The sequence below is a fragment of the Tritonibacter horizontis genome, assembly GCF_001518015.1.
Taxonomy (GTDB): Bacteria; Pseudomonadota; Alphaproteobacteria; order Rhodobacterales; family Rhodobacteraceae; genus Epibacterium; species Epibacterium horizontis.
Window position 1 is genome coordinate 1 of sequence record NZ_LPUY01000061.1, and the last position, 25,867, is coordinate 25,867.

General features: G+C 64.6%; 29 protein-coding genes. 17 read left to right on the plus strand and 12 right to left on the minus strand.

Annotated features, from left to right (window positions below):
- The coding region (locus TRIHO_RS10350; protein ID WP_068242859.1) for a molybdopterin-binding protein at positions 1-906 on the plus strand (906 nt) is incomplete at its 5' end.
- A gap of 236 nt (positions 907-1,142) precedes the next feature.
- On the opposite strand, the gene TRIHO_RS10355 is transcribed toward TRIHO_RS10350, so the two are convergent.
- Positions 1,143-1,757 (minus strand): pyridoxamine 5'-phosphate oxidase family protein, encoded by a 615-nt coding sequence (locus TRIHO_RS10355; protein ID WP_068242862.1) that lies wholly within the window; start codon positions 1,755-1,757, stop codon positions 1,143-1,145.
- Between the two features lie 203 nt (positions 1,758-1,960).
- On the opposite strand from TRIHO_RS10355, the gene TRIHO_RS10360 reads away from it, so the two are divergent.
- From TRIHO_RS10360 to TRIHO_RS10370, 3 genes are read left to right on the plus strand one after another with little or no spacing between them, the layout of a single operon-like run.
- A complete protein-coding gene (locus tag TRIHO_RS10360) occupies positions 1,961-2,545 on the plus strand; it encodes a TetR/AcrR family transcriptional regulator (protein ID WP_068242865.1) in 585 nt (194 codons plus the stop codon).
- An 11-nt stretch (positions 2,546-2,556) separates the two neighbouring features.
- Positions 2,557-2,853, plus strand: coding sequence for a YciI family protein (locus TRIHO_RS10365; RefSeq protein ID WP_068242867.1), 297 nt, complete (start codon positions 2,557-2,559; stop codon positions 2,851-2,853).
- Positions 2,850-3,455: a DNA-3-methyladenine glycosylase I gene (locus TRIHO_RS10370; protein WP_068242871.1), complete on the plus strand. Its 606-nt coding sequence runs from the start codon at positions 2,850-2,852 to the stop codon at positions 3,453-3,455. Before TRIHO_RS10365 ends, TRIHO_RS10370 begins: the two co-directional genes overlap by 4 nt.
- Before the next feature lie 19 nt (positions 3,456-3,474).
- Here the strand turns inward: TRIHO_RS10370 and TRIHO_RS10375 are convergent, their stop codons facing one another.
- From TRIHO_RS10375 to TRIHO_RS10385, 4 genes are all read right to left on the minus strand, one after another.
- Complete coding sequence (locus tag TRIHO_RS10375) at positions 3,475-4,506, minus strand: hypothetical protein (RefSeq protein WP_068242875.1); 1,032 nt, start codon at positions 4,504-4,506, stop codon at positions 3,475-3,477.
- Between the two features lie 37 nt (positions 4,507-4,543).
- Positions 4,544-5,014, minus strand: a complete 471-nt coding sequence (greA, locus tag TRIHO_RS10380; RefSeq protein WP_068242878.1) for a transcription elongation factor GreA — start codon at positions 5,012-5,014, stop codon at positions 4,544-4,546.
- 190 nt (positions 5,015-5,204) lie between these two features.
- On the minus strand, positions 5,205-5,363 hold the full coding sequence (locus tag TRIHO_RS23880) for a hypothetical protein (protein ID WP_165595904.1): 159 nt from the start codon (positions 5,361-5,363) through the stop codon (positions 5,205-5,207).
- Positions 5,341-5,721: a VOC family protein gene (locus tag TRIHO_RS10385; protein WP_068242881.1), complete on the minus strand. Its 381-nt coding sequence runs from the start codon at positions 5,719-5,721 to the stop codon at positions 5,341-5,343. The genes TRIHO_RS23880 and TRIHO_RS10385 overlap by 23 nt, the downstream gene beginning before the upstream one ends.
- A 105-nt stretch (positions 5,722-5,826) precedes the next feature.
- Between TRIHO_RS10385 and soxR the strand changes: the two genes are divergently transcribed.
- From soxR to TRIHO_RS10405, 4 genes are all read left to right on the plus strand, one after another.
- On the plus strand, positions 5,827-6,282 hold the full coding sequence (gene soxR / locus TRIHO_RS10390) for a redox-sensitive transcriptional activator SoxR (RefSeq protein WP_068242884.1): 456 nt from the start codon (positions 5,827-5,829) through the stop codon (positions 6,280-6,282).
- A gap of 235 nt (positions 6,283-6,517) precedes the next feature.
- A complete protein-coding gene (locus TRIHO_RS10395) occupies positions 6,518-8,167 on the plus strand; it encodes an electron transfer flavoprotein-ubiquinone oxidoreductase (RefSeq protein ID WP_068242886.1) in 1,650 nt (549 codons plus the stop codon).
- Between the two features lie 185 nt (positions 8,168-8,352).
- The gene (locus TRIHO_RS10400) at positions 8,353-10,071 is read left to right on the plus strand and encodes a tetratricopeptide repeat protein (protein WP_068242920.1); all 1,719 of its coding nucleotides are present in this window, start codon (positions 8,353-8,355) and stop codon (positions 10,069-10,071) included.
- A complete protein-coding gene (locus TRIHO_RS10405; RefSeq protein ID WP_068242889.1) occupies positions 10,058-10,882 on the plus strand; it encodes a 4-(cytidine 5'-diphospho)-2-C-methyl-D-erythritol kinase in 825 nt (274 codons plus the stop codon). The genes TRIHO_RS10400 and TRIHO_RS10405 overlap by 14 nt, the downstream gene beginning before the upstream one ends.
- Before the next feature lie 32 nt (positions 10,883-10,914).
- On the opposite strand, the gene TRIHO_RS10410 is transcribed toward TRIHO_RS10405, so the two are convergent.
- Positions 10,915-11,913 carry a polyprenyl synthetase family protein gene (locus TRIHO_RS10410; RefSeq protein ID WP_068242892.1) on the minus strand — a complete coding sequence of 333 codons (999 nt, stop codon included), beginning with the start codon at positions 11,911-11,913 and terminating at the stop codon, positions 10,915-10,917.
- A gap of 57 nt (positions 11,914-11,970) precedes the next feature.
- Here TRIHO_RS10410 and TRIHO_RS10415 point away from each other — a divergent pair, with 57 nt between their 5' ends.
- The 3 genes from TRIHO_RS10415 (at position 11,971) to TRIHO_RS23275 (ending at position 13,427) form a co-directional block, all read left to right on the plus strand.
- Positions 11,971-12,192, plus strand: coding sequence for a putative signal transducing protein (locus TRIHO_RS10415; RefSeq protein ID WP_068242895.1), 222 nt, complete (start codon positions 11,971-11,973; stop codon positions 12,190-12,192).
- Positions 12,185-12,973 carry a tRNA1(Val) (adenine(37)-N6)-methyltransferase gene (locus tag TRIHO_RS10420; RefSeq protein ID WP_207498669.1) on the plus strand — a complete coding sequence of 263 codons (789 nt, stop codon included), beginning with the start codon at positions 12,185-12,187 and terminating at the stop codon, positions 12,971-12,973. Before TRIHO_RS10415 ends, TRIHO_RS10420 begins: the two co-directional genes overlap by 8 nt.
- A gap of 286 nt (positions 12,974-13,259) precedes the next feature.
- Positions 13,260-13,427: a YdcH family protein gene (locus tag TRIHO_RS23275; protein WP_082705102.1), complete on the plus strand. Its 168-nt coding sequence runs from the start codon at positions 13,260-13,262 to the stop codon at positions 13,425-13,427.
- 249 nt (positions 13,428-13,676) lie between these two features.
- Here TRIHO_RS23275 and yddG read toward each other — a convergent pair whose 3' ends face one another.
- Entirely contained in the window at positions 13,677-14,621 is a 945-nt protein-coding gene (yddG, locus tag TRIHO_RS10430) for an aromatic amino acid exporter YddG (RefSeq protein ID WP_068242926.1), read from the minus strand.
- A 16-nt stretch (positions 14,622-14,637) separates the two neighbouring features.
- Positions 14,638-15,576 (minus strand): transcriptional regulator GcvA, encoded by a 939-nt coding sequence (locus tag TRIHO_RS10435; RefSeq protein ID WP_068242902.1) that lies wholly within the window; start codon positions 15,574-15,576, stop codon positions 14,638-14,640.
- 110 nt (positions 15,577-15,686) lie between these two features.
- Between TRIHO_RS10435 and TRIHO_RS23885 the strand changes: the two genes are divergently transcribed.
- The gene (locus tag TRIHO_RS23885) at positions 15,687-15,836 is read left to right on the plus strand and encodes a hypothetical protein (RefSeq protein WP_165595905.1); all 150 of its coding nucleotides are present in this window, start codon (positions 15,687-15,689) and stop codon (positions 15,834-15,836) included.
- A 103-nt stretch (positions 15,837-15,939) separates the two neighbouring features.
- Here the strand turns inward: TRIHO_RS23885 and phbB are convergent, their stop codons facing one another.
- From phbB to TRIHO_RS10455, 4 genes are all read right to left on the minus strand, one after another.
- Positions 15,940-16,662: an acetoacetyl-CoA reductase gene (gene phbB / locus TRIHO_RS10440; RefSeq protein ID WP_068242905.1), complete on the minus strand. Its 723-nt coding sequence runs from the start codon at positions 16,660-16,662 to the stop codon at positions 15,940-15,942.
- A gap of 207 nt (positions 16,663-16,869) precedes the next feature.
- On the minus strand, positions 16,870-18,045 hold the full coding sequence (locus tag TRIHO_RS10445) for an acetyl-CoA C-acetyltransferase (RefSeq protein WP_068242908.1): 1,176 nt from the start codon (positions 18,043-18,045) through the stop codon (positions 16,870-16,872).
- 310 nt (positions 18,046-18,355) lie between these two features.
- Complete coding sequence (locus TRIHO_RS10450) at positions 18,356-19,195, minus strand: EAL domain-containing protein (protein ID WP_068242928.1); 840 nt, start codon at positions 19,193-19,195, stop codon at positions 18,356-18,358.
- A 145-nt stretch (positions 19,196-19,340) separates the two neighbouring features.
- Complete coding sequence (locus TRIHO_RS10455; protein ID WP_068242910.1) at positions 19,341-19,904, minus strand: TlpA family protein disulfide reductase; 564 nt, start codon at positions 19,902-19,904, stop codon at positions 19,341-19,343.
- A gap of 20 nt (positions 19,905-19,924) precedes the next feature.
- On the opposite strand from TRIHO_RS10455, the gene argH reads away from it, so the two are divergent.
- The 5 genes from argH to TRIHO_RS10470 all read left to right on the plus strand — a co-directional run bounded on the left by argH (position 19,925) and on the right by TRIHO_RS10470 (position 25,830).
- Positions 19,925-21,316, plus strand: a complete 1,392-nt coding sequence (gene argH / locus TRIHO_RS10460) for an argininosuccinate lyase (protein ID WP_207498671.1) — start codon at positions 19,925-19,927, stop codon at positions 21,314-21,316.
- A 24-nt stretch (positions 21,317-21,340) separates the two neighbouring features.
- On the plus strand, positions 21,341-21,517 hold the full coding sequence (locus TRIHO_RS23890) for a hypothetical protein (RefSeq protein ID WP_165595906.1): 177 nt from the start codon (positions 21,341-21,343) through the stop codon (positions 21,515-21,517).
- Positions 21,514-21,672 (plus strand): hypothetical protein, encoded by a 159-nt coding sequence (locus TRIHO_RS23895; RefSeq protein ID WP_165595907.1) that lies wholly within the window; start codon positions 21,514-21,516, stop codon positions 21,670-21,672. Before TRIHO_RS23890 ends, TRIHO_RS23895 begins: the two co-directional genes overlap by 4 nt.
- A 94-nt stretch (positions 21,673-21,766) precedes the next feature.
- Positions 21,767-23,032 (plus strand): diaminopimelate decarboxylase, encoded by a 1,266-nt coding sequence (lysA, locus tag TRIHO_RS10465; RefSeq protein ID WP_068242917.1) that lies wholly within the window; start codon positions 21,767-21,769, stop codon positions 23,030-23,032.
- 98 nt (positions 23,033-23,130) lie between these two features.
- Positions 23,131-25,830, plus strand: a complete 2,700-nt coding sequence (locus tag TRIHO_RS10470) for a TIGR02302 family protein (protein WP_082705103.1) — start codon at positions 23,131-23,133, stop codon at positions 25,828-25,830.
- Positions 25,831-25,867 lie beyond the last annotated feature (37 nt).

Below are 25,867 nucleotides of genomic sequence, written 5' to 3' on the forward strand. Positions count from 1 at the left end.
CTGCCGGAGGGCGTCGATACGGTGATCCTGGAGGAGGACGTGCGCACGGACGGGGCGCAGGTGGCGTTCAACGGACCGCTGAAGCAGGGGGCCAATACCCGCAAGGCGGGCGAGGACGTGGCGGCAGGCGAGGTGATCCTGCCGGCCGGGCGGGTGCTGACACCGGCGGATCTGGCGCTGGCCTCGGCCACCGGGCTGGCGGAGCTGACGCTGCGCAAGCGCTTGCGGGTGGCGGTGATCTCTACCGGGGACGAATTGGTGGCGCCGGGGCAGGCAGCGGGGCTGGGGCAGATCTATGACGCCAACCGGCCCATGTTGCTGGCGCTGGTGCAGCAGTTCGGGTTCGAGCCGGTGGATCTGGGCCGCATCGCGGATGACCGCGCGGCTCTCGGCGCGGCGCTGGACCGGGCGGCGGCGGTGGCGGATGTGATCCTGACCAGCGGCGGCGCCTCGGCCGGGGACGAAGATCATGTCTCGGCCCTTTTGCGCGAAACCGGCGCCCTGCAGGAATGGCGGATGGCGCTGAAACCGGGCCGGCCGCTGGCGCTTGGCCTCTGGGCGGGACGGCCGGTCTTTGGGCTGCCCGGCAACCCGGTGGCCGCGCTGGTCTGTGCGCTGGTCTTTGCGCGCCCGGCGATGGGGCTGCTGGCCGGGGCGGCTTGGTCGGTGCCGCTGGGGTTTGACGTGCCGGCCGGGTTTTCCAAGCGCAAGAAGCCGGGCCGTCGGGAGTATCTGCGCGCCCGGATGCGGGCGGGTCAGGTGGAGGTGTTCAAATCCGAAGGCTCTGGCCGGATTTCGGGGTTGAGCTGGGCCGAAGGGCTGGTGGAACTGCCCGAGGGGGGGCTGGAAATCGCCCCCGGCGACCTGGTGCGGTTCATTCCCTATGCCAGCTTTGGCATGAGTTAGCCACTGGTGGCGGAAGGGGGGAGCTCCCGCCGAGCGCGACAGCATCAAAGATGCAATCGCCCCCGTTTGGGCCCGGCAGCGCGCCCTGCGGGCGCGCTGTGGTCCGGCGCGGGGCTCAGCCCGTAGGGCAAGGGCCTCAATAGGGCAGGTGGCAGACGGGCCGAAGCGGAGAGGCGGCGCGGGAGGGACGTCGTGACGGCGTATTTCCGGGACGCCGCGACCCCGCAAAGCTAGGCCTACCAGAGCGTTTCGCGATAGGCTTGGTCGAGATGGGCGTCGAAGGCCTCCACAGTTTCGGCAAGCTGGGCCTGATCCTTCAGAATCGCGCCGAGTGTCGGCATTTCGGCGCGGTCGGGCCAGGTGTCCGGTGCCCAGAGGTGCGACCGGATAAAGGCCTTGGCGCAATGCATGTAGACCTGCCGGACCTTGACGACCATCACCGCCAGCGCCGGCCGGGCGTTGACATGCAGCCGGGCGCAGAGATCCGCATCCGTTGTCAGCCGGGCCTCGCCATTGATCCGAAGCGTTTCGTTCATGCCGGGGATCACAAAGATCAGCCCGACCGCCGGGTTGTCGACGACGTTTTCCCAGGTATCCAGCCGGTTGTTCCCCGGCCTGTCGGGCACTGCCAGGGTGCGGTCATCCAGCACCTGCACAAATCCGGGGCGGTCCCCCTTGGGCGACACATCGCCATTGCCGTTGCGGTCTTGCGAGCCGATGAACACAAACGGGGATTTTTCGATGAAACGCCGGGAATGGGCGTCGATCTGGCGCAGCTCCTTTTGCACAGCCACCTCATGGGGGCGGCCAAAGGCCTGGCGCAGCTGCTCTTGCGAGGTGATGTATTCCATGTCCGTCTCTCCCTGTGTCTGCGGTCATCTAGCCTGAGGGGCTTGGATTTGTCCGCTCTTTTTGCATCCAGACGGCGGGGGGCTTGCAATTAGGACGCGCGTCCTATAATCTGGATCGGGACCCGCCTCCCGACGCCACAGACCCGCCCCTGCGCCTGATCCCGCAGGCTCAGGGTCGATCTGGCGCGACAAAAGGACCACCCATGGCCGCCTCGGCAACACGCGAAAAGATCGTCACCGCGGCGGACCGGCTGTTCTACGAGCGCGGGTTCGAATACACGTCCTTTGCCGATGTGGCCGCAGTGGTGGGGATTTCACGGGGCAATTTCTACTATCACTTCCGGACCAAGGACGAGATCCTCGTCGCGGTGATCGAGCGCCGCATAAAGGACCGGCATGCGATGCTGGAGGGCTGGGTGGCCCAGGGCAAATCGCCCCGCGAATGTCTGGCCAGTTTCATCTCGATCCTGACGGTGAATGCCGCCAAAATCCGGGCCTATGGCTGTCCGGTCGGGACGCTGTTTTCCGAGCTGTCAAAGCTGAACCACCCGCAAGAGGCCGGCGCACGGGCGCTGTTTGACCTGTTCCGGCACTGGCTGCGGCAGCGGTTCGAGGACATGGGGCACGGGGCGGAGGCTGATGCGCTTGCGATGCAGCTCCTGGCCCGCAGCCAGGGGGCGGCGAGCCTGGCCAATGCCTATCCCGATGATGCGTTTCTGGCGCGGGAGGTGGACCAGATGATGGCTTGGCTCGACACCGTTGCCGACCCCGCGACGATTCCCAGCTAACGGAGACCCCAATGTTTATCGTTACCCTCACTCTGACCGAGAAAAAGACCGAGGCGGCCGCGTTTATGGCGGCACATAATGACTGGCTCGCCGAAGGTTTCGCGGCCGGGGCCTTTCTGCTGGCGGGCAGCCTGCGGCCACAGGGCGGCGGTGCGATTCTCGTCGGCCCGCAGGATCGCGCCGCGCTGGAGGCGCGGATCGCAGCGGACCCCTTTGTGCAGGAAGGGATCGCCCTGCCACATATTCAGGAGGTCGCCCCGGCCCGCACCGACCCGCGTTTGTCGGCCCTGCAGGCGGCGGCGCTGTGAGCGCGCTGTTCGAGGGGCCGGACGGCCTTGCCCGCTGTCGCTGGTGTGGCGGCGCGCCGGAGTTTCTGGACTATCACGACCGCGAATGGGGATTCCCGGTGGCGCAGGATACGCGGCTGTTTGAAAAACTCTGTCTGGAGAGTTTCCAGTCCGGCCTGAGCTGGCGCACCATCCTCAACAAACGCGAGGGGTTTCGCGCGGCGTTTGACGGCTTCGATTTCTACAAGGTGGCGCAATATGGTGCGGCGGATGTCGACCGGCTGCTGGGCGATGCGGCCATCGTGCGCCACAGGGGCAAGATCGCCGCGGTGATCAACAACGCTGCCCGCGCGGTGGAGATGGTCGAGGCCGAAGGCACGCTGGCGGCGTTTTTCTGGCGTTACGAGCCGCGCCCCGAGGAGCTGGGACCGCCGCAGACCCAGTCGACAAGCCAAAGCTCGATCGCGCTGGCGCGGGAGCTGAAACGGCGCGGGTGGAAATTTCTGGGGCCGACTACGATCTTTGCCTTCATGCAGGCGATGGGGCTGATCAACGATCATGCGGAGGGCTGCAGTCTGCGCGCCAAGGCGGTTGAGGCCCGGACCGGTTTTCAGCCTCCGTGAGCCGCCTGCGCCGCGCCGGTCAGTCGAAGGTGCCCGCGACCCGGCCCAGCAGCATGAACGCCCGGGCGGTTCTGGTGTCGCTCAGGGCCGAAATATCCGCGTCCGAGGCCTCGGCCTCAAAGCGGGTGAACATCTGATCAAAGCGCCGCAGGAAGTGATGCGCGGAGTCGCGAAAGATCGGGTCCTGCTTCATCCGGGCAGAGGACAGCGCCAGCGAGCTGCGATCCCGGATGCCGCCAAGCGCGGCCACCGCACGGCCCCGCGCGCCATGGGCAAATTGCCGCCAGATGTCGGGCCGCGCGCGGTCGGGCCGCAGGTCATCCATATAGATGCCTTCCTGGCTGAGCAGGGTCAGCACATCCTGCGCCGCGCGGATGACCTGGGCGGTATGACGATCCTTGAGCGCCAGCCGCAGCGAGACGAAACCCTCTTCGTCCTCGGCGGTTTCGGGAAAATTCAAGGCGCGGATGAAATGTTCGTTGGACAGGGGCGGGGCCAGCGCCTCGGCCGGGGTGCCCAGCTGCAGGCTGCCCTGTTCGGTGACCGCCTCCATCGCCTTTGACGGGATCGCCAGCCGTTCGGGGGTGCGCCGGATGGTCTGAAAGGTCGCCAGCACCGTTTCCGTCTTGCGGGCGGTTTCGGCGATTTCTTCCAGCTTTTTGGCCATCGACGGTTCGGACACCACGGCGGCGGCCTGACTGTGGGCAAGATACATGTGGCGCAGGCTGGAAATCGCCGCATGCAGGCGCTGGGTCTCTTCCTGCATGATCCGGGCGGACCGCAGAGCAATGGCGGCCACAAGGAGCATCAGCACCGGCATCAACACCGCAAGCACCCGCACCAGCGGCGCATTCCATTCCGTGGACAGGGCGGTTTCCGGTGCCAGCACATAAAGCGCAACAATCCCAAGCGTCCAGATCACCCCGAGCCCAAGCGCCACCACCTCGGCCAGACCGATGGGCGCGCGGGTGCTGCTGTCCAGATCCGGCAAGGGCAGGCCGGGCCGTTTGGATGCTGCAGGTGTGTCCGTATCGCTTGGATCGCTGGTCATGTCCTGCCTGCTATGTCGTTCGCAACGGGGTCGGTGTTCAGGCGTAGATGATCTTGAGGATCTCGTAGGATTTGTCGCCGCCGGGCGTGCGTACTTCTACACTGTCGCCTTCTTCCTTGCCAATCAAGGCGCGCGCGATGGGGGATTTCACATTCAGCAGGCCCGCTTCGATGTTGGCTTCGTGTTCGCCGACGATCTGCCAGGTCTTTTCCTCTTCGGTGTCCTCGTCCACGACAGTGACCCTGGCGCCGAATTTGATCGCGCCGGACAGCTTCTTGGGGTCGATGACATCGGCCAGAGACAACACACCTTCCAGTTCCTTGATGCGGCCCTCGATAAAGGACTGCTTTTCGCGGGCGGAATGGTATTCGGCGTTCTCCGACAGGTCGCCCAGTTCGCGGGCTTCGGCAATGGCCTGGATGATGGCCGGGCGCTCCACGCTCTTCAGAGTCTTCAGTTCGGCCCCCAGGGCCTGAAAGCCCGAGGGCGTCATCGGGATCTTGTCCATGGTCTTGTCCGCTTTCGTCTGGTCGATCTTATTGTTTGCTCAGGTCGTCTGCTCAGGTCGTACGAACGCCGCCGCCCCGCCGCGATATGCAGCGGGGCGAGCCGTCGTGTTGCCATTTACCTGACCTAATCGCGGGTCGAATTGCAAGGGGGCAGCAAATGATCTGCGGTGTTTTGCTGCCCGATGTGGGTCATTCGGGCACTGCGGTCTTTCGGACCGGCAAGGGCGCGGGCAGGGTCGGGGGCCGGTTATGGCGGCGCGCGCCAGTCCGGCGGGGCGCGAAATCACGCCAGATTTCCGGCCGGTGCCCGGCAAAGAACAACAGATCAATCATATTGAACGAGTTCATATTCAACGCCCCCTTCGTCGAGAAAATAAAAGCGGCGGCCGGGTTCGTAGTCGCCATGGTTCATCGGGGTGTAGCCCGCAGCCACCACCGCGGCCTCGGCCTGGTCGAGGTCGTCAACGACAAAGGCCAGATGGTTCAGTGCGCCCTTGGTCGAATAGCGTTCCGGCGCCTCTGCCAGGGGTTCGGCGGGGCTGAACAGGGCGAGGTAGCTGTCCTTGCTGCCCACATGCACCGTGTAGCCACTGCTGAGGGCCGGCCCCTCCCAGCGGATGTGCCAGTCAAAAACCTTGGTCATCCAGGCGGCGGTTTTGTGCGGATCGGCGACGCAGAGGTTGGCGTGTTCGAGGGTGGCGGTCATGTCAGAAACTCCATTTTGGGACTTGCCTGAGTCCGGTGTAATTTCTAAACCTAACTTTAGCTCAAGCTATTTCTTGGGCGTCGGCGCATTTTTTTCGGAGGTCCCATGGCCGCATCACATGGTTTGTCGATCGGATATCTGGCGGAACGGACCGGGTTGGCGGTCTCTGCCATCCGCTATTACGAGGCGCAGGGCCTGTTGGAGCCCTGGCGCAACGCGGGCGGTCAGCGCCGGTTTCATCGCGCCGACATCCGGCGGCTGAGCTTTGTCATGATCGCGCAGAAATTCGGCTTTACCCTGCCGGAAATCCGCGAGCAGCTGAGCAGCCTGCCCGGCGGGCGCACCCCCACCAAAGAGGACTGGAGCCGCCTGTCCGAGGGGTTTCGCACCCATCTGGATGCCCGAATCGCAACGCTGGAAAAACTGCGCGACGATCTGGACGGCTGCATTGGTTGCGGTTGCCTGTCGTTGCCGTCCTGTGCGCTCTATAATGCCGGGGACAGCGCCGCAAAAAACGGCCAGGGACCGCGGTTTTTGATGGGGGACAGCCCGGAAACTTGACACATTTGTCAAACAACGCCGTTATGCGCGCCACAGGTGACGCAAAGCTGCGGGCGCTTTGCCGCATTTCCGGTTCTGTCGGGGAACCTACGTAGGGTATTGATTGACCTTTCCATGCTGCACCCGCTAAGCAACCGCGCAAGAATGTTGCGCCCGCACGGGGCATGGACAGTCTGCACCACATAGCCAGGGACCCGACGTGCCGGGTCCGGACGATAGCCAAGGAGCACCTCGAATGGCCGAGATTGAACGTGAAGCAATGGAATACGACGTTGTGATCGTCGGGGCCGGTCCTGCCGGTCTGTCGGCCGCGATCCGGCTGAAGCAGCTGGATGCGGACCTGCAGGTGGTGGTGCTGGAAAAGGGCTCCGAGGTGGGGGCGCATATCCTGTCGGGCGCGGTGCTGGACCCCTGCGGGCTGGACGCGCTGATCCCCGACTGGAAGGACAAGGGCGCGCCGCTCAACGTGCCTGTGAAGGACGATAATTTCTACATGCTCGGCGCGGCGGGCGAAGTGCGCATCCCGAATTTCCCGATGCCGCCGCTGATGAACAACCACGGCAATTACATCGTGTCGATGGGCAACGTCTGCCGCTGGATGGCGGAACAGGCCGAGGAGCTGGGCGTCGAGATCTTCCCCGGCATGTCCTGCTCAGAGCTGGTCTACGGCGACAAGGGCGAAGTCAAAGGCGTCGTGGCCGGGGTCTTTGGTCTGGAGGCGGACGGATCCTACGGACCGGACACCGAACCGGGCATGGAATTGCACGGCAAATATGTCTTCCTGTCCGAAGGGGTGCGCGGCTCCCTGTCCAAGGAAGTGATCGCCAAATATGGCCTGTCGGACGGCAAGGAGCCGCAGAAATACGGCCTCGGCATGAAAGAAATCTGGGAGATCGACCCCGCCAAGCACAAGGAAGGCTCTGTCACCCATACGATGGGCTGGCCGCTGAATGCCAATGCTGGCGGCGGGTCGTTCATCTATCACCTTGATAACAATCAGGTCTATGTCGGGTTTGTGGTGCACCTGAACTACAAGAACCCGCATCTTTATCCCTATCAGGAATTCCAGCGGTTCAAGCATCACCCGATGGTCGCAGAACTGCTGAAGGGCGGCAAACGGGTGGCGTATGGCGCGCGGGCGATCACCGAAGGCGGCTATCAGTCGATGCCGAAACTGACCTTCCCCGGTGGGGCCCTGCTGGGCTGTTCGGCGGGCATGGTCAACGTGCCGCGGATCAAGGGCAACCACAACGCCATGCTTTCGGGCAAGGCAGCGGCAGAGGCTGCCTATGCGGCGATCCAGGCCGGGCGCGCGGCCGACGAGCTGACCGATTACGAGGTCGAGGTGCGCGAAGGCGCCATCGGTGCCGACCTCAAAAAGGTGCGCAACGTCAAACCGCTGTGGTCGAAATGGGGCCTCACCGCCAGCCTGGCGCTGGGCGGTCTGGACATGTGGACCAATACGCTGCTCGGGTTTTCCTTCTTTGGCACCCTCGGCCATGGCAAGAACGATGCCGAAGCCACCGAACCGGCGGATGAGCACAAGCCCATCGACTATCCCAAACCCGATGGCGTGCTTTCATTTGACCGGCTGACCAACGTCGCCTTCTCGGCCACCAACCACGAAGAAAGCCAGCCCTGCCACCTGCGCCTGGGCAACAAGGACACGCCGATTGCGGTCAACCTGCCGACCTTTGACGAACCGGCGCAGCGCTATTGCCCGGCGGGTGTCTATGAGGTGGTCGAAAAGGATGGCCAGTCCGAGTTCGTGATCAACTTCCAGAACTGCGTGCATTGCAAGACCTGCGACATCAAGGATCCGAGCCAGAACATCACCTGGACCACGCCGCAGGGCGGCGACGGACCCAACTACGGCAATATGTAAGCGCCGGCTGGCCGCGCCCCGCGTTCTGCAGTGGCGAAACGGGCCAATCCGGCGGCAGAAATGCAATGACACAAGAATTGATGGGGCGGCCTGCAGGTCGCCCCATTGCGGTTTCCGGGGCTGAGGTCTACGCTTTGCTGCGAACAAAGACCGATCTTGTCCCGACCTTGCTGGGGAGTACCCTTGTGCCCGTTTCTTTTCTCCGCACTCTGACCTGCGCCGCGGCGCTGTTGCTGTCCACGGGGCCGGTTGTCCAGGCCGATGGACTGGCCGGCGCCTATCTTGCCGGGCGTGCGGCGACCTATGACAGTGATTTTGCCGCTTCCGCGCGCTACTACACCCGCGCCCTGGTGCGGGATCCGCAGAACGCGACGCTGATGGAAAACCTCGTCTATGCGCAACTGGCGCTGGGCGACGTCAAGGCGGCCCTGCCGGTGGCGCAACGGATGTGGGAGCAGGGCCTGCGCAGCCAGGTTGCCAATATCGTCATGGCGGGCAACATGGCCCTGCAAGAGGATTACGCAGGGCTGCTCGCCCGTGACAGCGCCCAGTTCGAGATCAGCGCCCTGGTCGATGGGCTGCTGGATGCCTGGGCCCATATGGGGCAGGGCACGGTCTCCAGGGCGATGGAACAGTTCGACAAGGTTGCCGAACAGGACGGCCTGCGGTTTTTTGCGATGTATCACAAGGCCCTGGCGCTGGCTTCGGTCGGCGACTACGAGGGCGCGGAAGAGCTGTTTGCCGCCAATGGTGGCCAGCTTGGCCGCTCTTCGCGGCGCGCTGCCATTGCGCGGGTGCAGATCCTGTCACAGCTTGAACAGAACGACGCCGCGCTCGAGGTGCTGGTGGACAGTTTCGGCGCCGGGTTCGACCCCGCTCTGACGGATCTGGCCGACCGGCTGGCGGCGGGCGAAACCGTGCGGTTCGACATCGCCGCGACACCGCGCCAGGGGATGGCCGAAGTGTTCTACAGCCTTGGTCAGGCGCTCTCTGGCGAGGCGGCCAATGACTATGTGCTGATGTATGCGCGCATGGCGTCGGTGCTCAGCCCGGATCACGTCGATGCGGTGCTGCTCAGCGCCAGCCTGCTCGACCAGCTGGGCCGTTACGAGCTGTCGGTCGCCACCTACAGGCAAGTGCGCCGCGACCACCCGGATTTCCATGCTGCCGAACTGGGCCGCGCCGAGGCACTGCGCCGGGCCGCCAACCCGGAGGCCGCCCGCGAGGTGCTGGAGCAACTGGCGCGCGACTTTCCCGAACATCTGGCGGTCCATGTGGACCTTGGCGATTTGATGCGCCAGCAGGAAGACTACAAAGGTGCCGTGGCCGCCTATGACCGGGCGCTGGATCTCAGCGATGCGGAGTCGCCGAACCGCTGGTTCCTGCTGTATGCTAGGGCGATCTGCAACGAGCGGCTCAAGAACTGGGAGTCCGCCGAGACCGATTTTCGCGCCGCGCTGGAGCTTGACCCGGATCAGCCGCAGGTGCTGAATTACCTGGGCTATTCGCTGGTGGAGCGTGAAGAAAAGCTGGACGAGGCGCTCAGCATGATCGAACGCGCGGTCTCCGCGCGCCCCGACAGCGGCTATATCGTCGATTCCCTGGGCTGGGTGCTCTATCGCCTTGGCCGCTATTCCGATGCCGTGGGCCATATGGAACGCGCCGTGGAACTGATGCCGGTCGATCCGGTGGTGAACGACCATCTGGGCGATGTGTACTGGGCTGTCGGACGGCGGCTGGAGGCCGAATTCCAATGGCGCCGGGCGCTGTCCTTTGTCGACCCCGAAGCCGCCGACGCCGAGGCCGATCCGGTCCGCATCCGGCGCAAGCTGGAAGTCGGCCTGGACCTGGTCCTGTCCGAAGAAGGCGCACCGCCGCTTCAGGTTGCCAATGACGACAGCTGAGGTTTTTGCCCCGGCCAAGATCAACCTGACCCTGCATGTGACCGGCCATCGCGCCGATGGCTATCATCTGCTCGACAGTCTGGTGGGCTTTGCCGATGTCGGGGATAGATTGCGCCTGACCAATGCTGCCGAACTGTCACTGTCGGTGTCCGGGCTTTTCGCCGCAGGGGTGCCGCAGGACGCGACCAATCTGGTCTGGCGGGCGGCGCAAGCGGTGGGCTGGACAGGCCATATCGCATTGGACAAAGGCTTGCCGCATGGGGCCGGGATCGGCGGCGGCTCTTCGGATGCGGCGGCGCTGCTGACGGCGCTGCGGGCGCAGGGCCTCGCGGTGTCGCCGGAGCTGCCACTGGCGCTTGGCGCGGACGTGCCGGTCTGCATGCAGGCCATCGCCAGCCGTATGCAGGGCATCGGTGAGCAAATCACTCCGGCTGCTCTGCCGACCCTGCCGGTGCTGCTGGTCAATCCCGGCATCGCAGTGCCGACAGGTCAGGTCTTTGCCGCCCTGACGGAGCGCAACAACGCGCCCATGCCGGTTGATATTCCGGTCTTTGACGGGGTTGAGGATTGCGCCGGCTGGCTGGGGGCACAGCGCAACGACCTGCAGCAGGCCGCGATCTCTGTCGCGCCGGAGATCGCGCGGGTTCTGGGCGATCTCGGCGCCACCCGCAACGCGCTGATGGCGCGGATGTCAGGGTCCGGATCGACCTGTTTCGCGCTGTATCCCAGCATGAAAGCGGCGCATTTCGCCGCCTACGAGATCGGCGCGGAACATCCCGATTGGTGGTGCGTCGCAACCGAGCTGCGCTGAGGCGCCTGCCACCCCACGGTGACGGGGAGGTGTCAGTTCAGGCGTGAGACCACGTAGTCGGCAAGGTCCGTCAGCATGGTGCGAACCGGGTGCTCCGGCAGGGCCTTCAGCGCCGATTTGGCCTTGTTGGCCCAGGCAAAGGCATCGGCGCGGGTGGCCTCCAGCGTGGCATATTTGGCCATCAGGGCCAGGGCCTGCTCCAGATCGCCGTCCTGCTGGCGGCCCTTTTCGATGGTGCGCACCCAAAAGGCACGTTCGTCATCGGTCGCCTTCGCCACGGCCTTGATGACCGGCAGGGTCAGCTTGCGCTCGCGGAAATCATCGCCGACATTCTTGCCCGTCTTGGCCGCGTCGCCCTGATAATCCAGCAGGTCATCGGCGATCTGAAAGGCGATCCCCAGCGCGTCGCCATAGTCAAACAGCGCCTTGACCTGCGTCGCGTCGGCCCCGGCGATGACGCCGCCGACCTCGGTCGCCGCCGAAAACAGCGCCGCCGTCTTGCCGCGCACCACCTGCAGATAGATCTCTTCCGTGGTGCGCAGATCGGTGGCGGCAGTCATCTGCAACACTTCGCCTTCGGCAATGGTGGCCGAGGCATTGGCGAGGATGTCCAGAACCCGCATGTTGCCGGTGTCCACCATCAGCTGAAAGCTGCGGGCAAAGAGGTAATCGCCCACCAGAACGGAGCTTTTGTTGTCCCACAACAGGTTCGCCGTGGGCCGTCCGCGCCGCTGGTTGCTCTCGTCGACGACATCGTCATGCAGCAGGGTCGCGGTGTGGATGAACTCCACCGTTGCGGCCAGTTTCAGGTGGTGTTCGCCGCGATACCCACACATGCGGGCCGCCGCCAGCGTCAGCATCGGGCGCAGTCGCTTGCCGCCGGCCTCGACCAGATGCGCGGTCACTTCGGGGATGCGCGGCGCATGTTCAGAGGCCATGCGTTCGCGGATCAGGAGGTTCACCGCGTCAAGCTCGTCCGCGAGCGTCGCCGCCAGCAATTCATGTGGTTTCTGCGTCATCACCTGGTTCATCACATTCCCGACTGCAAGCCTCGACAAAACCCCGGTCTTGCCCTTAGATCCACAATTATGAAGGAACTTCTGCGCAGCACGGATCCTACGGTCCTCGCCTTTGCCTCCGCCCTCCTTAACGGGGAGGGTATAGACTGCTTTGAAATGGACGTAAATATGAGCGTGCTGGAAGGCGGGATCGGAATTTTTCCACGTCGGCTGCTGGTTCATGGCGATGACCTGACGGCGGCTCAGCGGGTGATGCGCGACAACGATCTGCCGGTGTCGGACCGTGCCTGACCCGGATCGGCCGAACGCGCCGCTGGAGGATCTCAGCGCCGATGGGTTTCTGGGTGGCCAGCTGACGCTTCTGCAGCCGCGCAAGGGCTATCGTGCCGGAATTGACCCGGTGCTGCTGGCGGCAGCGGTCAATGCGCGCCCCGGTCACCGCGTGCTGGAACTGGGCTGTGGGGCGGGGCAGGCGCTGTTGTGTCTTGGGCGCCGGGTGTCGGGGCTGGATCTCGGCGGGGTGGAGCTACAGACCCCCTATGCCGAACTGGCGCGCCAGAATGCCGCGGCCAACGGTCTGGCTGCGGCGATCTGGACCGCGGATCTGGCCTGCCTGCCGCCGGACCTGCGACAGCAGAGTTTTGATCATGTGATCGCCAATCCGCCCTACTATCGACCCGGCGCGCATAGCCCGGCGCAGGACGCTGGCCGGCGCACCGCGCTTGGCGAAGCGACCCCGCTGGCGCAGTGGATCGACTGTGCCGCCCGGCGGCTGGCTCCCAAGGGCTATTTGCATATGATTCAGCGGGCCGACCGGCTTGCCGATATGATCCTGGCCGCCACCCCCCGGCTCGGTTCGCTGGAGGTGCTGCCCCTGGCTCCGCGTGTCGGGCGCGCTGCAGAGCTGGTGATCCTGCGGGCGCGCAAGGGCGGACGCGCCGCCTTTCGTCTGCATGCGCCGCTGGTGCTGCATCAGGGCGCGGCCCACCAGCGCGACGGCGAGGATGACTATACAGCGCCGGTGCGGGCGATTCTGCGCGACGGCGCGGCGCTTGACTGGCCCGCCCCCTGACCGACCTCTGACCGATCCCGGTATGGCCCCGGCGCGCGCAGAGGCCTGTCGCCGCCTCGTCCTTCCGTCAGCGGCCCGTGATCCTTTGCGCTATCTTTGCGAAATCGAATAGGTCGGCGATCTCGATTGTGCCCGGTCTGACGCCAGGGTGAGCGAGAAACAGCCAAATCGGCGCAATTGTACGAAAGATCCAGCCGGTTTTATGCGACTGCAGCGTGACAGGTTGAAACTCCTGTGCTCCAATCACCATGTTGTTGGCATGAAGCTTTGAAAAAGGAGGAATGACATGAGCGTCAGCTCGCATCTTACCGAATTGAAGAAGAAGCACGAGCACCTGAGTTTTACAGTTGAACGGGAAGAGCGATCCCCGGCCACGGATCGCCTGCGTATCAAAACCCTCAAAAAGGAAAAACTACGTCTCAAGGACGAGATCGAACGGTTGTCGCAGCACTGATCGATCGGGCAGCGCTGATGCTGCACCCGCGCGGTCCCTGTTGTCAGCACATGTGACCACGGACCCGCGATTGGGGCATGCCTCGTAAGAATGACCCCCAGTGACGGACTGAAAGAATACCATGAGGCTCTGCCCATCGCGGGGCCTCTTGCTTTTGAAATTCCAAATTCAGCCGCAGGGTCGATATCGGCCCGGACGCCGGGGCGCTGGAATTTTCGCATGTCCGAACCCGCAGGTTCGGGTCAGGCTTTAGCGCCCGGATTGCGGTGACACGGGCGGCGCCGGCTGTGGCGAAACCGGGTCGGACGCGACGACGGCGGCCTCCGAGGTGGGCTCCGAGGCCGAGGCGCGCGCCGCCAGCACGGCACCCCCGGTAATCAACAGCGCCGCCAAGGCCAGGGCCCAGGACGGGTCGGCGATCCCGGCCACCACCAGAATCAACGTAGACAGCAAAGGCGCCGCATAAGAGCTGGTGCCGAGCATCTGAATATCGCCGCGTTTGACGCCGATGTCCCAGACATAAAATGCCAGCCCGACCGGACCGAGGCCCAGCATCAGCGCCGCGCCCCAGCCAAGCGCCCCGGCGGGCCAGATCGTTTCCTCGAATATCAGGTGCAAACCGCCGGAAGCGGCGGCGCTGAGCAGGCAGAACACCGCGACAGTGGCGGTGGGCGCCGCGCCAAGCACCCGTGAGCCGACCGAATAGCTGGACCAGAACACCGCGCATAAGAAGGCCAGCCCATAGCCCGGCATATACTGGGCCTGAAATCCGACGCCGCCGCCGGTGATGATACAGGCGGCCCCGACAAAGCCGAGCAACGCCCCGAGGAAATGCCCCGCCCTCAGGCGCTCACCGGGCAGGAGGCCTGAAAACAGCACGATCAGCAGCGGCCAGAGATAGGCGATCAGGCCCGCTTCGGCTGCGGGGGCGGCGCGCAGCGCGGAAAAATACAGCGCATGATAGCCAAACAGCCCCACCGTGCCAAAAACGTAGACATGCAGCGGCACCCGCGCCAGCGCCCGCCAGCCGTTGGTCGCCTGCACCCAGATCAGACCGATGACGCCGCCGATGGTGAAGCAGATGGTGTTCAGCAACAGCGGTGGGGTCGGACTGGACCCCACGGTCAGCAGGGCCAGCAGCGCCCAGAGCAGCACAGCGACAAATCCGATGGCGGTGGCCCGTGGCCGGGTCAGAGGGGCAGGCATGGGGTCACAGATCCTTTACCGGGATGATCTCGAAATCGTCCCACATATGCGCGGTTTTTTCGATCTCTGCAAAGAACCAGTCGCGAAAGGCGGAGATCTGCGGGCGATCCTCGCTGCCCGGCAGGCACAAGAACCGGAACCGGGCTTCGGTTTCGATGGCGACGTTGAAGGGCGCGACCAGGCGGCCTTCCTGCACATCCTTGATGATCATCGGTCGCCGCCCCAGCGCGACGCCCAGCCCGGCGCAGGCGGCATCAATGGCGTGATCGGCGTTGGAAAAATGGGTGCCGCTGCCCGGGGTGAATGTCTGCCCCACGGCCTTGAACCAGGCCGGCCAGTCGCAGGGCGGCGACAGGAACGCAATCGAATCGTCATAGATCAATGGCGCGGACTGCAGACTTTCGGGCGTGGGGTATTGCGCAAACAGGTCCGGCGTCATCACCGGGGTCAGCCATTCGGCCCGCGCCGGGTGGGACACCAGCCCCTCGTCCTTTGAATAGCCAAAGCGGATCGCCACATCGACACCGTCGCGGCGCAGGTCGGCATTGCGCAGGGTCGCCGAGAAATGCAGGTCGATCTCCGGGTGGCTGCGCGCAAAATCATAGAGCCGTGGCGCCAGCCATTTCGCCGTCAGCGCCGGCCCTGCCGTCACCGTCAGCGATGTCGTATCCAGCAGGCGCCGGGTCTGTTGCCAGCCGGCGCTGAGCGCGCGAAACCCTTCGTTGGCAGCGGGGGCAAGCGCGGCGCCGGCCTCGGTCAGCTCGACCGCGCGGTTGAGCCGGCGAAACAGCGGCGCGCCCAGATGCTCTTCCAGCGATTTGATCTGAAACGACAGGGCTGCGGGCGTCACGTTCAATTCCTCCGCCGCCCGGGCAAAGGACATGTGGCGGGCAGCCGCGTCAAAGGCGCGCAGCGCGGTCAGAGGGGGCAGGCGATCAGACATGCTCACACAAGTATAACTTAACTGAAGCGATGAAAAGTCTCGTTTGTGACCTGTCGCGCAAAAGCTCATATTGGGTTCAGAAAAGAGACGCTGAACCGAAAGGTGCAAGGATGCTTGAATATACTGCAACAGCTGATGTGAAACGGGGCCTCACCCGGGCCCATGAAGAGCGTGCGCAGGTCCTGCGGGCGATCTTTGGTTGGATGTTTGCCCGCCGCCGCGTGTCGGCACCGGGCATCGGAGTTTCCCGCTGGGCCTGAGCGCGCGTTCCTCAAAAGGCACTTACGGGATTACAAAAAGGGCCGGTCTGACGAGACCGGCCCTTGCTGTGTCTGGATCGCAGGGTCTGACAGCGACGACGCCTCAGGCGAAGAACTGGCCGCCATTGGCCGAAATCGTCGAGCCATTGATAAAGGACGCATCGTCCGATGCCAGAAAGGCAACGCAGCGGGCGATTTCCTCTGGTTCGCCCAGACGCCCGGTCGGGATCTGGCCGACAATCGCGTCGCGCACGCGCTCCGGCACGGCCATGACCATTTCGGTGGCGATGTAGCCCGGGCAAACGGCATTGGCGGTGATGCCCTTGGCTGCACCTTCCTGGGCCAGGGATCGCACGATTCCCAGATCACCGGCCTTGGTCGCGGCGTAGTTTACTTGCGCAAACTGACCCTTCTGACCATTGATCGACGAGATCACGATGACCCGGCCAAAGCCGCGGTCGCGCATGCCGGGCCAAACCGGATGCACGGTGTTGAACACGCCGGTCAGGTTGGTGTCGATCACCTGTTGCCATTGTTCGGGCTGCATTTTGTGAAACGGGGCGTCGCGGGTGATCCCGGCGTTTGCGACCACGATATCAATCGGGCCCAGATCGGCTTCGACCTGCTGAATGCCGGCCTTGCTGTCCTCATAGCTGGCCACATCCCATTTGTAGGTCTTGATCCGGGTTTCTTCGGTGAACTGGGCGGCTGCCGCGTCATTTCCGGCATAGGTTGCTGCTACCTGGCAGCCCTGCGCTTGCAGGGCTTTGGAAATAGCAGCGCCGATACCGCGCGATCCGCCGGTCACAAGGGCTATACGAGCCATAGAGGGTCCTCCAACTTCTGTAGTTTACTCGGTAATCTTATTCCACATGCAGCACTGCAATAGAAATAAAATTTCACCATGGATGCGCCTGCAGCATTCAGAAACAGGGCGGTGATCCCACAACACTAAACCCGGGATTGTAACGAGTGAAAGAAAAACAAAAAGGGCGCCCGAAGGCGCCCAGATTTTTGCCGATAGTTAAAGCATTTACGGACGTTCGACACACATTGCGACACCCATGCCGCCGCCGATGCACAACGTGGCGAGGCCTTTCTTGGCGCCGCGCCGCTTCATTTCGAACAGGAGGGTGTTGAGCACGCGACACCCTGACGCACCGATCGGGTGGCCGATGGCGATGGCGCCGCCGTTGACGTTGACGATGGCCGGATCCCAGCCCATGTCCTGGTTCACGGCGCAGGCCTGGGCGGCAAAGGCTTCGTTGGCTTCGACCAGATCCAGATCGGCAACGCTCCAGCCGGCTTTGTCCAGCGCCTTGCGCGAGGCATAGATCGGGCCAAGGCCCATGACCGAGGGGTCGAGGCCGGCGGTCGCATAAGACGCGATGCGGGCCAGCGGTTCGATGCCGCGCTTTTCCGCCTCATCGGCGCTCATCAGCAGTGTTGCGGCGGCGCCATCGTTCAGACCGGAGGCATTCGCGGCAGTGACAGAGCCGTCTTTGGTGAAGGCGGGGCGCAGTTTCTGCATCGCTTCCATGGTGGCGCCGTGGCGGATGTATTCATCCTGATCGACGGTGATATCGCCCTTGCGGTGCTTGACGATAAAGGCGGTGATCTCATCGGCGAATTTACCGGCCTTTTGCGCCGCTTCCGCCTTGTTCTGCGAGGCGACAGCGAATTCGTCCTGCATCTCGCGGGAAATCTGCGCCTTGGCGGCGACGTTTTCCGCAGTCTGCCCCATGTGGTAGCCGTTGAAGGCATCCCACAGGCCGTCGCGGATCATGGTGTCGATATATTGCATGTCGCCCATCTTGTGGCCGGCGCGCAGGTTGGCCGCATGGGGGCTGAGGGTCATGTTTTCCTGGCCGCCGGCGGCGACGATGGCGGCGTCACCCAGCTGGATGTGCTGGGCGCCAAGGGCCACGGCCCGCAGGCCGGATCCGCAAACCTGGTTGATGCTCCAGGCGGCGCTTTCCTGGGGCAGGCCGGCATTGATATGGGCCTGGCGGGCCGGGTTCTGGCCCTGGGCCGCGGTCAGCACCTGACCCAGAATGGTTTCGGAAACTTCGGATTTGTCGATGCCTGCGCGGGCCACCACGGCCTCCAGCACGGCAGCGCCGAGGTCATGGGCCGGCGTGGTGGCGAAGGCGCCACCGAAACTGCCGACGGCGGTGCGTGCGGCGGATGCGATTACTACGTTGGTCATGCGGTGATTCCTCTGCAAATTGCGGAAACGCCGACCTGCTGGATGCGCGAGCGTCGACCGGGTCTTGCGACGTTTCCTCCCTTTCCTCCAACTGGATAGCCGGCCTTTGCAGATGCAGCAACAGTTCCGGTCTGTTCGGCCCCAGGTTGGCGGTGTGAAATTGACCGGCCAATAGGCGCGAAATGGGCGCGCGCCCGCGGTGCGGTTCGACCCGCAATGCAAAAACCCCCGCCGCAGGGGCAGGGGGTTCGACCGGCACCCAGCCTGGCAGGAGGAGCCTAACATCTTCAGGTAAAAGTGGATTTCCGGATCAGGCCCGCACGCGCGACGCGTCCTCATCGTGCCAGGGCGGCGTGATACTGGGCGCGCCATAGAGGAACCCTTGCAAGCAATCCACGCCGGTTTCGATCAGGAAATCGGCGTCCTCTTGCCGCTCCACGGATTCGGCGACGATGAACATGTCGAATTGTTTGGCAATTGCCACCAGCACCCGGATCACCGCCTGATTGTCGTGGTTGCCATGAACGCCGCGCACGAACTGGCCGTCGATTTTCACCGCGTCAAAGAAAAAGTCGCGGAAATGGCCGATGGAGGTATTGCCCGCCCCGAAATTATCCAGCGCAAAGGCGATGCCGTGTTGCTGCATCTGGTCCATGAAGTCGATGACCAGTTCCGGCGCCGCCATGACAGAGGCCTCGGAGATTTCCAGCACCAGCCGTTCCCCGAGGAATTGGTCCCGCGCCAGGAATTTCTCCAGCACCCGCATCCATTGGCTGTAACCGATAGAGCGCGCGGACATGTTGATGGACAGGCGGACATTTGGATTGCGCAGCAGGACCTGCAGGCCCTGCTCCAGCGCCAGACAGTCCAGTTTGCGGCCCAATTCGCGTTCTTCTATCACGCCCATGAATTCGCGCGCGGGGATGATCCGCCCGGTGGCGTCCATCACCCGGATGTACCCTTCGTAAAAGGCGATCGTTTCGGGGGCGTGGCTTTGCACGATGGGCTGATAGGCCAGCAGCGTCTGGTCGTGCCGGACCGCCTCTGCCACCATGTCCACAACGTTGCGGTCCCGTGCGACAATCGCGGCAGACAGCGGATTTTCCGCGCCTTCCGGGATGTCGTTCTTCCAAAAATGCCGTTTCTTCACCTTACTCAACCCCATCGGTTCGCGGCGCCTGTCGCTGTGTCGCCGTCCGAGATGCCATTTGACCTTACAGTCTCTCAAAAGGGTTGCGCGGGTATTAAGGGATAGAATTTAATAAAATTAGGTCAGTCGCGGGGCGCACAAGATCTCAGGCCCCATCCAAAAGGGCGGCGATCAGCGCGTGCGCACTGTCAGAGCTCCAATCGGCCTCGCCGCGTAACCTCCCGATTTCATTACCTTTCGGGTCCAGAATGACGGTGATTGGCAGGCCAAAAACAGCCATGTCGCGGGCCACGTCGCCCTTCGGATCCTGGTGGCGGGGCAGGTTTTCGACCCCAATTCCGTCCAGAAACTTGCGGATTCCGGCCGGGGAATTCCGCCCCGAGGCGAGCGTTAAAACTTCGAAAGTCTCGCCGCCGAACGTCTTTTGCAGCTCTGACAGCATTGGCATTTCCTTGCGGCAGGGCGCGCACCAGGTGGCCCAAAAGTTCAACAGCACATATTTACCCTGATAATCCGCCAGGGTGGCGGTCCCGCCGTCATCCTCGAGAAAAAACACCGCGTCAGAGACGGGTTTGGGGGCGGCATGGAGCACCAGTTTTTTCATGTCGCCCGCGCGCAAGCTCTCAAGGGCGCTCAGATCGGCGCCAAAGGCGGCGTTTGCACCCAGGGCAAGGGCCATATAAAGGGAAAGCTGACGAACTAGACGCATAGTATCTCCAGGGTTGGGCCATGACAGACAAGACCTCGAACCAGATGTGGGGCGGCCGCTTTGCCGCCGGACCGGACGCGATCATGGAGGCAATCAATGCCTCGATCGGGTTCGACCAGCGCATGGCAGCACAGGATATTGCCGGCTCTCGGGCGCATGCGGCGATGCTCGCGGCGACCGGTGTGATAACGAATAAGGATGCCGAGGCCATCCGTGAAGGCCTGCTCACCGTTTTGTCAGAAATCGAAAGCGGCCAGTTCCAGTTCTCCACTGCGCTGGAAGACATCCACATGAATGTCGAGGCGCGCCTGAAGGAGATCATCGGCGAACCTGCGGGCCGTCTGCACACCGGCCGGTCGCGCAACGATCAGGTGGCGACCGATTTCAAACTCTGGGTGCGCGATCAACTGGATGCCGCCGCCAAGGGGCTGGAGGCGCTGATCGGCGCGCTGGTCGAGCAGGCAGAGGCGGGGGCCGAATGGGTGATGCCGGGCTTCACCCACCTGCAGGTGGCGCAGCCGGTGACCTGGGGCCATCACATGATGGCCTATGTCGAAATGTTCGGCCGCGACCTGTCCCGCGTGCGCGATGCCCGCGCCCGGATGAACGAATCGCCCCTTGGCGCGGCGGCGCTGGCCGGCACGTCCTTTCCGATCGACCGTGACATGACCGCCGCGGCGCTGGGATTTGACCGTCCGGCGGCCAATTCGCTCGACGCCGTCTCGGACCGCGATTTCGCGCTGGAGTTCCTGTCGGTTGCCTCGATCTGCGCCATGCACCTGTCCCGGTTCGCCGAAGAGCTGGTGATCTGGTCCTCGGCGCAGTTCCGTTTCGTGACCCTGTCGGACCGATTCTCCACCGGGTCGTCGATCATGCCGCAAAAGAAGAACCCCGATGCCGCCGAGCTGATCCGCGCCAAGGTGGGCCGGATCTTTGGCGCCAATACCGCGCTGATGATGGTGATGAAAGGCCTGCCCTTGGCCTATTCCAAGGACATGCAGGAAGACAAGGAACAGGTCTTTGACGCGGCCGACAACTGGATGCTGGCGCTGGCCGCGATGGAGGGCATGGTGCGTGACATGACCGCCAACCGCGACAGTCTGGCCGCCGCCGCCGGCTCCGGGTTTTCCACCGCCACCGATCTGGCTGACTGGATGGTGCGGGTGCTGAAGGTGCCGTTCCGCGATGCTCACCATGTCACCGGCGCGCTGGTCGCCATGGCCGAGGCGCGTGGCGTGGATCTGCCGGATCTCAGCCTTGCGGACATGAAAGGCGTGCATGATGGCATCACCGAGGATATCTTCAGCGTGCTGGGCGTCGAGAATTCGGTGAATTCGCGCCTGTCTTACGGCGGCACCGCCCCGGCGCAGGTTCGCGCCCAGGTGGCCCGCTGGAAGGAAATCCTGGGCTGACGGCCCGTCTTTAGGAGCGATTCCATGATCCGTGTCCTGTGTGTTCTGAGCCTCACCCTGGCGTTGACGGCCTGCGGTGTCGAAGGTGACCCCGTCCGGCCCAGCCTCAACGCCGGGCTCGGGATTTCCAACAGTGGCGTCCATCTTGGCGGCGCGGTCGGTCTGCACAAAGGGCCCGTCAGCCTGCGGGTTGCCCTGTGATCCGCCCTGTGATCCGCGCCGCGCTCCTGTTGTGTGTCGGGCTGGCGGCGGGCTGCGACAGCCGCGCGCCGCGCCCGGCCGCACCGACCCCTGCGGCCGAACCCGGCATCCATATCTCTGGCGAGGCCCGTGTGGGGGTCGTCTACGGCAATTGATGTCGCGGGGGCGGGCTGGCCGGTCCGGCGCCCCCTCCCGCCCCTCGCGCGGAATCATTTGCTCCACCGCCCGGTTTTGCCCTAAAGGCAGCTCATGGATCATTTTCTCTACCGCGATGGCGCGCTGTTCGCCGAAGACGTCCCCGTAGCCGAGATTGCCGCTGCGGTGGGCACGCCTTTTTACGTCTATTCCACGGCGACCCTGCTGCGCCATTTCCGCCTGTTCGACGAGGCGCTTGAGGGCACTGACCATCTGGTCTGCTACGCGATGAAGGCCGCCTCCAACCAGGCGATCCTGAAAACGCTGGCCTCTGCAGGCGCGGGCATGGATGTCGTCAGCCAAGGGGAATACCTGCGCGCCCGCGCGGCCGGTGTTCCGGGCGACCGAATCGTCTTTTCCGGCATCGGCAAGACCTCTGAGGAAATCCGCGTGGCGCTGACCGGCGGCATCCGCCAGTTCAACGTCGAGAGCGAACCCGAGATGGCGGTGATCAACGCCGTCGCGCTGGAGCTGGGCGTTGTCGCGCCGATCACCGTGCGGGTGAACCCGGATGTGGATGCCAAGACCCACGCCAAGATTGCCACCGGCAAATCGGAAAACAAGTTCGGCATTCCCATCGCCCGCGCCACCGAGGTCTATGCCCATGCCGCCAGCCTGCCGGGGCTGGATGTGATCGGCATCGACGTACACATCGGCTCGCAACTCACGGATCTGGAACCGTTTCGCCTCGCCTATCAGAAAGTGGCGGAGCTGACGCAGACCCTGCGCACCGCCGGCCATGACATTCGTCGCCTCGATCTGGGCGGTGGCCTGGGTATCCCCTATACCCGCTCCAACGCGGCGCCGCCCTTGCCGGTGGAATACGGTCAGCTGATCAAGGACGAGCTGGGCCACCTCAACTGCGAGATCGAGATCGAGCCGGGACGCCTGATCGCGGGCAATGCCGGGCTGATGGTCTCCAAGGTGATCTATCTCAAAAACGGCGAAGACCGCGATTTCCTGATCCTCGACGGTGCCATGAACGACCTGTTGCGCCCGGCCATGTATGACGCCCACCACGATATTGTCCCGGTGATCGAACCGGCGCCGGGGCTGGAGCCGCGCCCCTATGACATCGTCGGACCGGTCTGCGAAAGCGGCGATACCTTTGCCAAGGGCCGCCTGATGCCGCCGCTGGCCTCGGGCGACTTGGTGGCCTTTCGCAGCGCCGGTGCCTACGGCGCGGTGATGGCGAGCGAATATAACTCCCGCCCGCTGATTCCCGAGGTTCTGGTGCATGGCGATCAATTTGCGGTCATCCGGTCCCGTCCGACCTTTGACGAAATGATAAACCGCGATACCATCCCGGAGTGGCTCTGACAGTCGGACTGCGCCAGTCTGCGCATCTGTCTGACGACAAGGCCATGCGGACGGGGGAAGACCCCCGCTGACAAACAGGCGCGCGGAGGCAGAGCGGAATGACCCGGACCGATCACCTCGACCCTGCGGTCGAGGAGGGCGCCCCACAAAGGGACGATGCCCGACAAGCCGCCTCGCAGGGGGATCCGTCTCTGCAGGCCTCGCTGACCTCGTTGCGCTGGGCGGTGGCGCTGAGCCGGCTCGGCCTGCTGTCGGAACGGCTCTGGCGCGCCTTCTGGCCCTTGGCGGCGGTGGTCTCGCTGACCCTTGGTGCGGTGCTGCTGGACCTGCAAAACAGCGCCCGGATTGAGGTCGTCTGGGCGGTTGCCGTGCTGGCTGTGCTGGCCAGCCTTGCGGCGCTGGTCTGGGGCGGCCTGCGCCTGCGGCTGCCCAGCCGGATTGAGGCGATGGCCCGTCTGGATGAAACCCTGCCGGGCCGGCCCATCGCGGCCCTGATGGACACCCAGGCTTCTGGCGCCGATGATCCCGCCTCTGCGGCGCTCTGGCGGGCGCACCAGCAGCGTATGGCCGCGCGGGCGGCAACCGCGCGCGCGCCGGCGCCGAACCTGCGCATCGCCGACCGGGATCCCTTTGCCCTGCGGTATGTGGCGCTTCTGGTGCTGCTGGTCGGGCTGCTGTTTGGCACCGCCTGGCGGGCCGGAACAGTGTCGGAACTGCTGCCCGGTCGCGGTGCGGCCGGTCTTGGCGGGCCGACCTGGGAGGGCTGGGTGGAACCGCCGCGCTATACCGGCCTGCCGACGCTCTATCTGGGCGATATGGCCGACCCGAAGCTGCGAGTGCCGGAAAACAGCCGCGTCACCCTGCGGTTCTACGGCGAAATCGGCGCGCTGACGCTGGCGGAAACCGTCTCTGCCCGCACCGGCGAGTTGCCGCCCGCAACCGCCCCGGATCAAAGCTTCGCGGTGACGCGCGCCGGCGCCCTGACCATCGACGGCCCCGGTGGCCGCAGTTGGCAGGTCGAGGTGATCGCGGATGCCAAGCCGCATGTCACCATCACCGACGGGCCGGATCTCTCTGCCGATGGCACGCTGACGCTGCCTTTCAATGCGGCGGATGACTATGGCGTCGTGGGCGGCACCGTGGTCATCGCGCTGGACGAGGCGGCGTTGGACCGCCGTCACGGGCTGCAAACCCCGCCCGACGCCCGCGCGCCGATCACGCTGGACCTGCCGCTGTCGCTGACCGGCGATCGGCGTATTTTCAGCGAGGCGCTGGTGGAGGATTTCTCTGATCACCCCTGGGCCAATCTGCCGGTGATCTACACGATGCAGGCCGAGGATGCCGCCGGGCAACACAGCGCCCAGGCCAGCCTCGCCGCGCCCCTGACCGCGCGCCGGTTCTTTGACCCGGTGGCGGCTGCCCTGATCGAACAGCGCCGCGATCTTTTGTGGGCGCGTGCCAATGGCCCCCGGGTGGCGCAGATCCTGCGCACCCTGACCCACCGGCCCGAAGACCTCTTTCACGACAGCGGTCACTACCTGCAATTGCGCACCATCCTGCGACGGCTGGAACGGTATGACGCCGCAGCAGAGGGGCTTGACGCCGCGCGGCAAGACGAAATCGCCGCCGCCCTCTGGGCCCTGGCAAAGCAGATCGAAGACGGCGATGTCGGTGACGCGCTGGAGCGGATGCGGCAGGCACAGGAGCGGCTCAGCCAGGCGATGCGCGATGGCGCCAGCACCGAGGAAATCGCCCGCCTGATGCAAGAGCTGCGCGAGGCGACCCAGGACTACATGCGGCAATTGTCCCGTCAGGCTGAAACCGACTCCGAAGGTCAGGACCTGAGCGAAAGCCAGCAGAACAGTCTGCAGCTCAGCCAGTCCGACCTGCAGGCGATGATGGATCGCATTCAGGAATTGATGGAACAGGGCCGGATGGCCGAGGCGGAGCAGGCCCTGCGCGAATTCCAGCAGATGATGGAAAACCTGCGCATGACCGAAGGCCAGCCCGGCCAGGGCGGCAGCCCGGGTCAGCAGGCGATGGAGGGGCTAGCGGAAACGCTGCGCGATCAGCAGGGGCTTTCGGATCAGGCCTTTCGCGATCTGCAGGAGCAGTTCAACCCCAATGCCCAACGCGGCGAAAGCCAGGGCAATGAGGGGCGCAATGGCGGTCAGGGCCGGGGCCAGAGCCACGAGGGTGGTCAGGGCGGTGCCGGCGGACAGGACGGTCCGAACGACGGTGACGGCAGCCAGGATCAGGCCGACGGGGGGCAGGGACAAGGCGGCGGCGCCGAACCGGGCAGCCCCGGCGACCTTGCCAACCGCCAGCAGGCCCTGCGCGACGAACTGGAACGCCAGCGCAACGGCCTGCCGCTGGGCGGGGCGGAGGGCGACGCCGCCCGCGACGCCCTTGATCAGGCCGGCCGGGCGATGGAGGGTGCCGAAGAGGCCCTGCGCGACGGCGATTTTGCCGAAGCTATCGACCGCCAGTCCGAAGCGATGGAAGCGCTGCGCGACGGTATGCGCGCCCTGGGCGAAGCCATGGCAGAGCGCCAGCAACAGGGCCAGCAACCGGGCGACAATCAGGCCACCGGTAACCGTCAGGGCAATGCGCTTGATCCGCTGGGACGCAGCCGGGATGGCCAGGGCGGCGACGCGTTCAGCCGCGATTCAATCGGGGAGGGGCAGGCCCGCCGCCGCGCCTGGGATCTGCTCGAAGAAATCCGCCGCCGCGCCAGCGAGCGCGAGCGCAGCGACAGCGAACGCAACTACCTGCAACGGCTGCTCGATCAGTTCTGAACCGGCGGGCGTTCCTGGCACCGGCGGCGGATTTCTT